The organism is Luteolibacter ambystomatis, assembly GCF_018137965.1.
Lineage (GTDB): Bacteria > Verrucomicrobiota > Verrucomicrobiia > Verrucomicrobiales > Akkermansiaceae > Luteolibacter > Luteolibacter ambystomatis.
On the sequence record NZ_CP073100.1, the window covers coordinates 3,564,017 to 3,576,032 of the forward strand.

9 protein-coding genes and 1 tRNA gene are annotated in these 12,016 nt (G+C 61.6%); 2 read left to right on the forward strand and 8 right to left on the reverse strand.

The window, feature by feature from the left end; translation table 11 throughout:
• Positions 1-306: 306 nt before the first annotated feature.
• From KBB96_RS13515 to KBB96_RS13540, 6 genes are all read right to left on the reverse strand, one after another.
• Positions 307-381, reverse strand: a tRNA-Val gene (locus KBB96_RS13515).
• Between the two features lie 234 nt (positions 382-615).
• Positions 616-1,410, reverse strand: coding sequence for a BlaI/MecI/CopY family transcriptional regulator (locus tag KBB96_RS13520; RefSeq protein WP_211629973.1), 795 nt, complete (start codon positions 1,408-1,410; stop codon positions 616-618).
• A gap of 230 nt (positions 1,411-1,640) precedes the next feature.
• Positions 1,641-2,624 carry a TlpA disulfide reductase family protein gene (locus tag KBB96_RS13525; protein WP_211629974.1) on the reverse strand — a complete coding sequence of 328 codons (984 nt, stop codon included), beginning with the start codon at positions 2,622-2,624 and terminating at the stop codon, positions 1,641-1,643.
• A 43-nt stretch (positions 2,625-2,667) separates the two neighbouring features.
• The gene (locus tag KBB96_RS13530; RefSeq protein ID WP_211629975.1) at positions 2,668-3,141 is read right to left on the reverse strand and encodes a LysM peptidoglycan-binding domain-containing protein; all 474 of its coding nucleotides are present in this window, start codon (positions 3,139-3,141) and stop codon (positions 2,668-2,670) included.
• A gap of 110 nt (positions 3,142-3,251) precedes the next feature.
• Positions 3,252-4,055 carry a TatD family hydrolase gene (locus KBB96_RS13535; RefSeq protein ID WP_211629976.1) on the reverse strand — a complete coding sequence of 268 codons (804 nt, stop codon included), beginning with the start codon at positions 4,053-4,055 and terminating at the stop codon, positions 3,252-3,254.
• Positions 4,056-4,076: 21 nt separating this feature from the next.
• Positions 4,077-5,960 carry a POT family MFS transporter gene (locus KBB96_RS13540; RefSeq protein WP_211629977.1) on the reverse strand — a complete coding sequence of 628 codons (1,884 nt, stop codon included), beginning with the start codon at positions 5,958-5,960 and terminating at the stop codon, positions 4,077-4,079.
• Positions 5,961-6,061: 101 nt separating this feature from the next.
• Between KBB96_RS13540 and KBB96_RS13545 the strand changes: the two genes are divergently transcribed.
• Positions 6,062-8,809 (forward strand): DUF5703 domain-containing protein, encoded by a 2,748-nt coding sequence (locus KBB96_RS13545; protein ID WP_211629978.1) that lies wholly within the window; start codon positions 6,062-6,064, stop codon positions 8,807-8,809.
• Positions 8,810-8,837: 28 nt separating this feature from the next.
• Here KBB96_RS13545 and KBB96_RS13550 read toward each other — a convergent pair whose 3' ends face one another.
• Positions 8,838-9,827, reverse strand: coding sequence for a beta-ketoacyl-ACP synthase III (locus KBB96_RS13550; protein ID WP_226373543.1), 990 nt, complete (start codon positions 9,825-9,827; stop codon positions 8,838-8,840).
• A gap of 150 nt (positions 9,828-9,977) precedes the next feature.
• Here KBB96_RS13550 and KBB96_RS13555 point away from each other — a divergent pair, with 150 nt between their 5' ends.
• Positions 9,978-10,904, forward strand: a complete 927-nt coding sequence (locus tag KBB96_RS13555; protein WP_211629979.1) for a family 43 glycosylhydrolase — start codon at positions 9,978-9,980, stop codon at positions 10,902-10,904.
• A gap of 76 nt (positions 10,905-10,980) precedes the next feature.
• On the opposite strand, the gene plsX is transcribed toward KBB96_RS13555, so the two are convergent.
• On the reverse strand, positions 10,981-12,012 hold the full coding sequence (gene plsX, locus KBB96_RS13560; RefSeq protein WP_211629980.1) for a phosphate acyltransferase PlsX: 1,032 nt from the start codon (positions 12,010-12,012) through the stop codon (positions 10,981-10,983).
• Positions 12,013-12,016 lie beyond the last annotated feature (4 nt).

The window sequence follows — 12,016 nt, forward strand, 5'->3', positions numbered from 1 at the left end:
CCATCACCGCAATGAACGGGCACTCTCCATGTGGAGTGCGGCGAAGCATCGCCGCTTTCAGCACGGAAGAGAATCAACGGGGACGTAGTGGGTCTTTGGGAAGAATACTTGGGCCAGTGCAGAGATGGCTATGGGACATCGAAATCGTTCCGCAACGCAGATATACCTGCCGACGATGGCTCGTCTCCGCCCAAAGCGGCGATGCCTCGCCGCACTCCATATGAGGTACCTTCGCAGGACGGCCCCTTCCACATCCACCGCACAAAAAGGGCTCCCTAGTGGGAGCCTGAATCATTGAGCGGGAAATGGTGCGCGATACAGGGTTCGAACCTGTGACCCCTACCGTGTCAAGGTAATGCTCTACCACTGAGCTAACCGCGCGTCCCGTCGGGGGCCGAAGGCTAGGAGCGCCCCCGCGGCGATGCAATCCCTTTTTACCGAAAAAAACGGCCGGTCCGGGATGGCCGCTTTTGCCAGTGCGGAGAGGGCCGTAGCTACGACCGGTACAAGAAAAGGGCGGGGAGTCCGGAGACTCCCCGCCTTTCAAAAACATCTACGTGGACGCGAACAGTCCGATCGCTTTCGGCGTGACGATTCTGTTTGCGGGTTGAAGGGTTAGGCCTTCTTGGCAGCCTTTTTGGCAGCGGCTTTCTTGGCCGGAGCCTTCTTGGCGACCTTCTTCGCGCTCTTGGCGGCCTTCTTGGCCGGCGCTTTTTTGGCGGGGGCCTTCTTGGCTGCTTTCTTCGCGACCTTTTTCGCAGCCTTCTTGGCAACCTTCTTGGCCGCCTTCTTGGCTACGGTTTTCTTCGCCGCCTTCTTCGCCGCTTTCTTGGCGCTCTTGGCGACTTTCTTCACCGCCTTCTTGGCGGCTTTCTTGGCCGGAGCCTTCTTGGCCGGGGCCTTCTTGGCCGCTTTCTTCGCCACCTTCTTCACCGCAGCCTTTTTGGCCGGGGCTTTCTTAGCGGGGGCTTTCTTGGCGGCTTTCTTGGCCGGAGCCTTTTTGGCTGGGGCCTTCTTTGCTGTTTTTTTTGCAGCCATGGCTTTGTGTCGTTTGAGTTCGCGTTCGATGTTGGTTTTCTCTTCCGGTGTCAAAGTCCCGGCGGAGAGGAGTGCGAGGATCGCCTCACCGAGACGTCCTCCAAAAGCGTTGGTGAGGAATTCATGACTCGCCCGATGGACGATCGTTTCCTGCGAATAGGCTGCTTCGTATACATGAGCGCGACCGACACGCACCCGCTTGACCAACTTCTTCCGCTCCAGGCTCTGCATTACGGAGAGTACCGTAGTATAGGCCCGGTCCTTGCCATCCGGCAGCGCGTCGAGGATCGCCGCCACCGTCGAGGGTCCTTCATGCCACAGCACCGACAGTGCCTGGAGTTCTAAGTTGGAAGGATGGGTTGGCCGAGACATGACGTGTTGCCTTGTTGGTTGGCACCATGAAACTAGTAGTTGACGAATCCGTCAAGTTCATTCCTGCGAAAATTATGGAAAAATTTACTATTTTCCCAAACACCCTTCCCGCAACCGATGAATCACTATGATTCTAGTAGATCGCAAAACGGCCCCCGGAGATCCCATTCCGTAACAACTCCGATGCATCCAGTAGCAACGGAGACATCGCGCGCAGCCCTACGGGCGCTTCACTTCGCAGGCTTCTTCTCCTGCTTGCCATCCTCCGGCAACGCGGGACGCTTGATCTCCGGAGAGATCGCGGAAAGCGCCTTCCACAACGCTTCATCGGCAGGTGATCCGTTGAAGAGCACGCGGCCTTCAGGCGACAACAAAACCATCACCGGGATGCCTTGAACGCGGAAAAGACGGTCGAGCGGCTGCTTTTCATCATCGCGGACCCATGTGCCGGGAGGATGCTCACCAAGCTTCGCGACCATCGCGCGCGCTTCCTCCAACAGCTTCGGCTCTTCTTCGGAAACGACCGACACCACCGCGAGACCATGCTTCTCGAACTCCTTCGCCGCAGCGGCGAAGTCCGGCATGCTGTCCTCGCACTCGCGGCTCCATGGCGACCAGAAGTGGAGCAACACGGCCTTCTTTCCCGCGGCCACTTCCTTGAGCTTCACCTTCTGCTTTCCCTTCAGCGGTTCGAACTCCTGATCGAAGCCGTAGCTCACATCCTTCATCGCCTCCTGCATCCGCATCTTCTCGATGTGCGGCGCGTAGGCGGCTCCTTGGCGCGGACTCAGCCAGAAAGCCTCGAGGATGTGCTTCTTGAAACCCTCGTGATCGTCCTTCTTCATCGCATCCACGGCCTGCACGTATTCCACGACGGCGAGCCAGTCTTCCTTCACGGCGAAAATCTCGGAGTCCTCCAGCTTGAAGGAATCCTTCCGCTTCAGCATCTCCGGCAGCAGCGCGGCGATGCCCTCGTCATCGCCACGGTCCACGAGAAAGAGAAAGCGCGCCTCGAACTGCGATTGCTCGGACGCGCCCTGCTTCTTCGCCTCGGCGATGGCCTTGTCGAGCGCGGCGGGCGACGCGCGTTCGGTCAGCATGTGCTCCACCGCGGCGGCGCGCGGCGAGAGTTCCTTTTCCTCCGCGTGCCCGCCCGGCTCATCCGCAGCGAGACAAAGGGCCGGAAGCAAACCGAGCAGAACGAACGCGCGCATGAAATTCGGGGGGAGAGGAAAGGGAGAGCGGATGATCTGCCGGTCAGCGCGCCGGGATCTGGAGCGTCTTGCCGAGGACCACGGTGTCCTTGGTCATGTTGTTCGCCTTCTTGATCGCGTCCTGGCTCACGCCGTACTTGCGGGCGATACCCCCGAGCGTGTCACCCTTCACGACGAGATGGCTGGTGCCACCGGCACTGGCGGCCGCCGGCTTCGGCGAGGCCCCGGTCGGCTTCGGAGAAGTGTGCTGGGTAGAGCGCGGCGCGGTCATGCCGGGATCGACGATGGCGGACTCCGGCGCGGCGGCCGGCGCGGTGCCGGTGCTTTCTTCATAAGCGGCCGGCGTGTCGTACGTCGGGTTGGCTGCCTGGGCCGGAGCCTGGGCGGTCTGGCCACCGCCACCCTGCGGCGCGCCATAGGGATTGGTGGTATCGTAGTGGCTGTCACCGCCGCTGTTGCCACAGGAGGCGAGCACGGCGACGGAAGCGGAAACGGCGAGCAAGCGGAGCGGAGTCATATCAGTGGAGTAGCAAGTGGTGGATGAATTGGGAAGAGCCGAACGCGACGCCGCGCCGACCCGGTCTGCTACAGAAACGCCGCGAGCGGGTCCGGTTGTTCAACTCGCCTTCAGCGGAAGTGGAAAAACTCCGCCGCCGTCGCCGAGGTGGAGGCGGCGAATTCTTCCAGCGATTTCCCACGCAGTGCGGCAAGACGTTCTGCCACGTGACGGACGTACGCCGGTTCATTGCGCTGGCCGCGGTGCGGCTCCGGCGCGAGGTAGGGAGAGTCCGTCTCCAACATGAAGCCGCCATCCGGACATCGCGCCACCGTCTCGCGGACCTCCGCCGCATTCTTGAAGGTGGCGACACCGCCGAATGACACCAGACCTCCCGCCTCCAACACCCGCGCGGCATTCTCCCACGCGCCGATGAAGCAGTGGAACACGGCGCGGGTCCGCGAGGCATACTCTTTATAGATAGCGAGGGCGTCCTCGAAGGAACCCGCGCCGCTCTTGTCGCGGGTGTGGATCACCACGTTCAGCCCGCACTTCACCGCCAGTTCGAAGTGCGCGCGCAGAAACACGCGCTGCCGCTCGCGGAACACCTCCTCCTCCCAGCCATCCGGCGCGGGGTGATAGTAATCGAGCCCTGTCTCGCCCAAGGCACACACCCGCGGGTCCGCCACGTGCGCGGCGATCCGCTCGACCGCATCGTCCGGCGCCGAATGCACGTCACAGGGATGGATGCCGATGCACGCATGGACGGAGGGAAAGCGCCCGGCGATTTCCAGATTCGCGCCGAGATCCTCCAAGCAGGTCGCCAGGGTGACGATACGGCTCACGCCGGCATCGGCGGCACGTTGGACGAGGTCCGCGACTTCGTCAGGCTTGAAGCGGTGGCTGGCGAGATGGGCGTGTGAATCGGTAATCACTCGGATAAAGGCGATGGATGGTCAGTGGGCGACGGCATCCGGTCCGGGATGTTCCTCGGACTCCACGTCGTCCTGCAGATAGCTCTTCGGTCGATAGAGCATGGCGAAGGGGATGAAAAGCACCGCCGTACCAAGCACCAGCAGGGTGAAGAAGCGGAAGTAGGCGGCACCTTCCAGTTTGCTCTGGCCTCCACAGAATTCGGTGTGCGCGAAGCCGGCCACCATAGGAGCCTCGGTCACGCCGAGCTCCTGCTTGCGCTTGTCGAGCCACGGATGGTCTTCCTTCGGTTTGGGCCTTTCGATCATCAGGCCCATTTCCCATTCGGTGTGGTCCTGACGAGTGGGACCGGCGCTGGCGATGCGGGCGGTGGAGGAATCGATCACATCGTAGCGGAACGAATTCCCCCACTGGTCCTTCATGCCTGAGAGCAGGGCGGCGCCTTCTTCCTTGCTCGGGAATTTCACTCCCGACTGGGTCTCGATCTTTGCTGCCGCATCCAGGTAGGTCTGGCGGCCCGGGATTTCGATCGAGTCGAGCGCACCCTGCTTGGAGCGCGCGATGATATCGTCATCGGTTCCGACCACCCCATCGTAGCCGGGCAGCACGATGTTCCGGGGCGAGGTCTGCATATCCGCCGGGAGTGCGGCAGTGGCGACATCGAACTGCTTTTGGGATGCGGAGGGAATCGCAATGTAGTGGTTCACTTGGGCCGTGAACTGGTTCCCACCGAACACGGAGAGCCAGAACAACCCCATCACCCAGGACTTCATCGTCTTCGGAGCCTGCGTGTAAGCGAACTCCAGGCCGACAATGGCCACCATGACTTCCGACGCGGTGATCACGTAGTACGCAAGGAGCTGCCAGTGGATGGACGGACGTTGACCGCCATCAATCCACGTCTGGGTCAGCGTGACGATGCCAAAGGCCGCTGCCATCAGAAACAAGCCGCACCCGATCTTCCGCAGCGGAGTCAGGCGGAAGATCCGGTTCATCCAAGGATAGATCACAAGGGTGAAGAGCGGGATGTAGATCAGGATCAGGATCGGGTTGATCGCCTGTACCGCGGAGGCCTGGACAGTCCAGTCGAGGAATGAGAATGGCTTCAAATCCAGGCTCGTCGCCTGGAGCACCCACGATGAGCCGGTCTGGTCATACAGCGACCAGAACACCGAAATGAGGGCAAAGAGTGGTATCAGCTTGCCCAGCGCGATCAGGCCCTCGCGGGAGAACGATTCCTCGACAAATTTCCAGCCGCCCGCCGGAATGTGGACGAACTTGTTCCGGCCCATCCAGAACATGAATGTGGCGATGGCCATCAACACTCCGGGCACGCCGAAGGCCCAGTGCGGGCCATACTTGGCGAGGAGGGTGGGTGTCAGCATCGTGGAGAAGAACGAGCCGAAGTTGATCGAGAAGTAGAACCAGTTGTAGATCCGTGTGATCAGGTGATGGTTGCTCTTCCCGAACTGATCTCCCACGTGGGCGGACACACACGACTTGATCCCGCCTGCACCGAGGCAGATCAGACCGAGGCCGGCAAACAACCACCAACCGGAAAAACCAAACGAACCCATGCAGGCCAGAGCCGCATGCCCGAGGCAGTAAACGATCGAAAGCCAAAGGATCGTGTTGTACTTGCCAAAGAAAATATCCGCGAGCAGGGCTCCCAACAGCGGGGTGAAATAGACGAAACTGGCAAAAAGGTGGTAGCGCTCCACCGCCTCCGGGTTGCTCATCGCGTGCCCCGGTACCTTGTCCATCAGGTGCAGATACTGCGCCATGAACATCACCAGAACCGCACGCATCCCGTAGAACGAAAACCGCTCGGCGGCTTCGTTGCCGATGATGTAGGGGATGCCGGGGGGCATCTTGTCGGTATCGATCGCCGTCGTACGGTAGGACATGGAGCAGGAGCCTTTCCAGTCCCTGCCTCGGGTCAAGAAGGGAACTGCTTCACCGAAATTGGAAGATTCATGGCAGGCCGGGCGTTCCAATCGTTTTTGTCATGCATCCCTTCCTGGCCTCCCTCATCGCCTGCATTCTCATCCCGACCGCCCGCGCGGAATCGTCATGGGACCCGCTCACGGAAATCAGCCGCCAGGACGTGATCTGGACCACGCACGGCACCGGCGAGGCCGACAACCTGCCGCTGGGCAACGGCCGCGCCGGGGCGAATGTCTGGGTGGTACCGGACGGCGATCTGGAACTCTACCTGTCCCACAACGATGCGGTGAGCGAACTCCACCGCCTGCTGAAGCTGGGCAAACTGAAGGTCCGTTTCGATCCCAGCCCCTTCGGCAAGGATGAGCCGATCCGCCAGCAGCTCGTCCTGCGCGGTGGCCGGATCGAGCTTTCCGCAGGCGCTCCCGATCGCCGCCTCGATCTCCAGCTCTGGATCGACAGCGAGACGGACGTCCTCCATCTCACCGGCACCAGCGCGATCCCGCGCCGGATGACAGTCACGCTCGATAACTGGCGCACGGAAAAACGGACACTCAACTCCAGCGAGCTCGCTTCCACCTGGGTTTACCGCACCGGCATCCAGCCGGGCATCGCCGACTGGGAATCCGCGGATACGATCAAGCCGCACGCGAAAGGGTTGATGTGGTACCACCGCAACGCCTACTCATGCCTGCCCACCCACTTCGAGCATCAGGGGCTCGGTGAGGCGTTGAAGAAATTCCGGGATCCGCTGGAGAACCGCACCTCCGGCGTGTTGCTCGCAGGCCGCGGATTGAAGGGCACCAGTCCTACACTTCTCGACTCCCCCGCCCCGCTGACCACCTTCGATCTGCGAGCCGCGATTCAAGTTTCGCAAACTCCGACACCAGAGGAATGGGAAAAGCAGACGGAGGCCAAGCTGACCGCGAGTGTCAGTCCGGAAGAATCCCGCGCCCGCACCACCCGCTGGTGGGATGCGTATTGGCAGAGGAGCTGGTTGTTCGTGGATGAAGGTTCCGCGCCGATCATCCCGCGGCTGAAGCATCCGTTGAAGTTCGGCAGCGATCAGGGTGGGAACAACCGGCTCGACGGCGAAATCGGGGAGGTCGTCGCCACCCCGGAGGTTCTTCCCGTTCAGGAAATAGCCAGACTCTCCACGATAAAACCTCTCGAAACCAAAATCCTTGATCGCTCGGTGGAGAAGGCAAACGCCCTCACCGCGAGTGATTTCACCCTCATGGTTCGTTTCATTCCGAAGACTCCGGGTGGCAGGCTCTTCGACAGCATCACCCCCGGCGGCAACGACGGCATGCTGCTCGATACCCATGACGGGCTGAGGTTCATTTTCGGCAATCACACCCTGCAGGTTCCCGTCGCTTGGAAACCGGGGAATGCCTACGCCGCCACTTGTGTCGTTTCCACATCCCGCCAGGAAGTACTGCTTTATCTCAACGACCAACTGGTCGCCCAATGGAGCGAGGCACCTTCCCCTGTCACCCGCGCCTACGTGCTCTCCAAACTGCTCACCGCGATGCAGGCCCGCGCGGAAACGCCCGCGCATTTCCAAGGAGGCATCTTCACCGTCGCCCCTCCGGTCGCCTTCTACGCCACCAATCCGGCGACCTTCGATCACACGCCCGACTACCGCTTCTACGGATGCAGCTACTGGTGGCAGAACGCGCGCTTCATCTACCTGCCGCTGCTGGCCCAGGGCTGGAACGAACCAGTGCGGAAGTTCATCGAGTTCTATGCCTCGAAGCGCGAGCTCTTCAACGCCCGGGCGAAGCACTACTACAACGCCCGCGGTGTCTATTTCCAAGAGACGGTCAATCTCGCAGGCCTGCCCGGGATGGGAGACTTCGGCTGGGGTGCGAAGGAGTATTCGGAAGGATACACCCGCAACATCTGGCAGCAGGCACTGGAACTCACCGTCCTCATGCAGGACTACTACGAGCACACCGGCGATGAGAAGTTCCTGAAGGACACGCTCATCCCGTGGGCGAATGACGCATTGGCATTCTATGACACGCGCTTTGAGAAAAAGGACGGCCGCATCCGCATCGAGCCCACCCACGCGGTGGAAACCTACTGGACCGGCGTGGTGGATGACATGCCCTCCGTTGCCGGACTGCATGCGGTGACCGCGTGGCTTCTGAAGCTACCCGCCAGCCAAACCTCCGCCGCGGATCGCGCGAATTGGGAGCGCATTGCCAAAGCCCTGCCACCTTTGCCGAAGCGCACCGTGGATGGCGTGGTGATGCCGGACAATGCCGCTGCCTACAATCCGCAGCGCTCCAACTACGAATCTCCGGATCTCTACAGCGTGTTCCCATTCCGCGTGTATGGAATGGATCGCAAGGAGCAGCCCATCGCCGAAGCCATCGCCGGATGGAAAAAGATGCCGAATCCCGGACACGTCTGCTGGTATCAGACCGGCGTGATCGCAGCCCGCCTCGGTCTGGCGGAGGGAGCGAAGCAGGATGTGGTGCTGCGCGCGAAGAACCGCATGGCCCGCAGCGACAAGTCCGGATCGTTCCTGCGCTTTCCCGGCTACCTCGGTTCACCCCACGACTGGTGTCCGGACTTCGATGGCCCGGGCAACATGATGAACACGCTTCAGGAGATGATCCTCCAGCCGGGTCCGGATGGCGAGATCCTGCTCACCCCCGCCTGGCCCGCCGACTGGAGCGCGAAGTTCCGCCTGCACGCGGCGGGGAATGTGTTCGTCGAGGGGACGATCGTGAAAGGAAAGCTGACGGAGTGGAAGACCATCCCGGAGAGTGCAAAAGCGCGGGCACGAGTAAAGCAGTAGCACAAGCATTCCTGCTTGTGCCAATTCTTCACCACTGCACCGCCGCAGCCGCCCACGTAAGACCGGCGCCGAACACCACCAGCACGATGTTGTCCCCGCGCTTGAAGGCACCGGTACGGTTCGCCTCATCCAGCGCGATCGCCACTGCGGCCGCGGAGGTGTTGCCGTACTTGTCGAGGTTCACGAACACGCGCTCGTTCGGCACCGCGAGACGGTCCGCAATGGCATCGATGATCCGCAAGTTCGCCTGATGCGGAATGACGCAGGCGATATCCTCCGGCTGGAGACCGGAACGCTCGATCACCTTCTCCGCCGCTTCCTTCATGCGGGTCACCGCGTGCTTGAAGACTTCCTTGCCCAGCATCGCCAGCGTGGCGAGGTGGTCGTTGGCGTTGTCGATGGTGATCGGACAGGCCGAACCACCGCCGGGAATGTTGAGCAGATGGGTCTGGTTGCCATCAGTGCCCATCTCGGTCGCGAGGATGCGGCCCTCTCCGGGTTCGGCACGGCGCAGCACTGCGGCACCGGCACCGTCACCAAACAGCACGCAGGTGGTGCGATCCTCCCAGTTCACGAAAGCGGAAAGCTTCTCCGCACCAATGATGACCGCGTTCTTGAAAGCGTCCGCTTCGATCAGACGCTTCGCCATCTTCATGGCGTAGAGGAATCCGGAGCAGGCGGCGGAAATATCAAACGCCACAGCCTTCGCCGCGCCGAGATTGCGCTGCACATAGCAGGCGGTGGCCGGCGTGAGCGTATCCGGGGTGATGGTGGCGACGATGATCAACTCGACATCCGCGGCGGCGAGGCCGGCCTGCTCCAGAGCACGCTCAGCGGCCTTGGTGGCGAGGTGGGAAGTAAACTCACCCTCCGCGGCGATGCGGCGCTCCTTGATACCGGTACGGGTGACAATCCACTCATTGGAAGTATCCACCTTCTCGGCCAGTTCCTCGTTGGTAAGGATCTTTTCCGGCACATAGCTGCCGGTGCCTGCGATCGTGACGGCGATGTCGCTCATGTCTGGCGGGGAAGGTGGGAGGCAGGACCCGGGTTGTCCAGTCCCGGGTGGGGCGAAGAATCCGCTGCGAAAAACCCTCTTTCCTATCAGCCCGGCCACTCCGGAAAGGACGGTTGCGGGTAGACCGTTGTGGGGAAGGTTGAAAAGCCCATGAAACCCGCCCTCTCAGCCCTATTCTCGCTCACCGCCCAAGCCATGGCGGCCAATCCCGTTTTTCCAGGAGCCGATCCACACGCCTCTCTCATTGATGGCACCCTCTGGATCCATCCCACCCGGAGCAAGGGTGGCGACAACTTCATGGCTTTTTCCTCCAAAGACCTCGTCCATTGGCAAAACCATGGCCCGATCCTCGATTTCAAGGACATCCCATGGGTGTCGGCGGATGGGCGCGCCGAACACGGTGCCTGGGCTCCCTGCCTGATTCCGAAGGACGGGAAATACTACTTCTATTTCTCCGTAGGCCCGCAAGATGCCACCCACCCGTCCCGAATCGGGGTGGCTGTGGGAGATTCACCGGCCGGCCCCTTCAAGGACTCCGGAAAGATGCTGCTGACCGGCGGCAGCGGCTTCGAGGCGATCGACCCGATGGTCTTCATCGATCCCGCCGACAAGCGCCCTCTGCTCTACGCCGGTGGCAGCGCTGGGGCGAAACTGCGGGTGTTCGAGCTGAAGCCGGACATGATCTCCATCCTCCGCGAGATCAAAGTGGAAACGCCGCCGCAATTCACGGAGGGCGTGTTCATCCACCACCACGGCAGCCTCTATCACCTGACTTACAGCCATGGAAATTTCCGCGACGCCACCTACTCCGTCCACTACGCCACCAGCACCTCCGCCACCGGCCCATGGAGCTACCGTGGCGTGTTGTTGAAAAGCGACGGACACCACCAGGGCCCCGGCCATCACTCGGTTGTGGAGGATTCCAAGCTCGGGACGCTGATCGTTTACCATCGCTGGGAACAGGAAGGTCCCGGCCCCTATCAAGGCTCCCGGCAGATCGCGATCGACCGGATCAGCTACGATGCGGACGGGTTTCTCAAACCCGTCACGCAGACGAATGAAGGTGTGATTCGTTGAAATCGTGGTGGCGCCTTTCAAGCGCCAAGTCTCTTCAGCCGGAGGCACGGCGGTTGAAAACCGCCACCACGGATTCTCAAGCCTGCGCTGGAGTCTTGGAAACGGCCAGTGCCGCAAGAGCCTCCTCGATGTGCGGATTGACCTTGTGATCGACCGTCTCCATCCCCACGCGGATCGCATTGCGGACCGCGGTGGCGGTGGAGCCACCGTGGGCGATGATCACCACGCCGTTCACTCCGAGCAATGGACTGCCGCCATAGCTCTCCGCGCTGGCCTTCTGCTTGAGCGCCTTGAACGCACCCTTCGCGATGACCGCGCCAAGCATGCGGACCAGATTGCCCTTGATCTCGCTCTTCAGCCACTTGGAAACCGCCTTGGCCGTGGATTCGGCGGTCTTCAGCACCACGTTGCCGAGGAAGCCATCGCACAAGACGATATCCAACTCCCGCTCGAACAAGTCGTGGCCTTCCACGTTGCCGATGAAATTGATACCGGGCGTTTCCTTGAGGCGCTTGAAGGTCTCCTTGGTGAAGGTCGTGCCCTTCTCATCCTCCTCGCCGTTCGACATCAGGCCGACGGTCGGGTTCTTTTTTCCAAGCACGTGCTTGGCATAGGCGGTGCCCATCACCGCATAGGTCACGAGATGCTCCGGAGTGGCCTCCGGGTTGGCACCCGCATCGAGAATATTGCACTGGCCGTGCTCGTTCGGCAGCGCGGAAGCGATCCCCGCGCGGTCCACGCCCTTCAGCGTGCGCAGCTTCAGGATCGCCGCGGCCACGGCGGCACCTGTATTGCCGGCGGACACGAAGGCATCGGCCTTGCCTTCCTTCACCATGTCCATCGCGATGCTGATGGACGATTGCTTCTTCTTCCGCACCGTCTTCGCCCCTGGCTCGGCCATGCCGATCACCTCGGGCGCGTGGACGATGCTCACCCGCTTGTCCTTGAGATCCAGCCCCTGCTTCGCGCACTCCGCCTCCAGCGCCGCTTGTTCGCCGACGAGGTAGAGGTGCTGGAGTTTCGGATACAGGCGGAGGGCTTGGATCGCGCCTCCGATGTTCACGGCGGGGGCGTGGTCACCACCCATGGCGTCCAGGGCGACTTTCATGCGG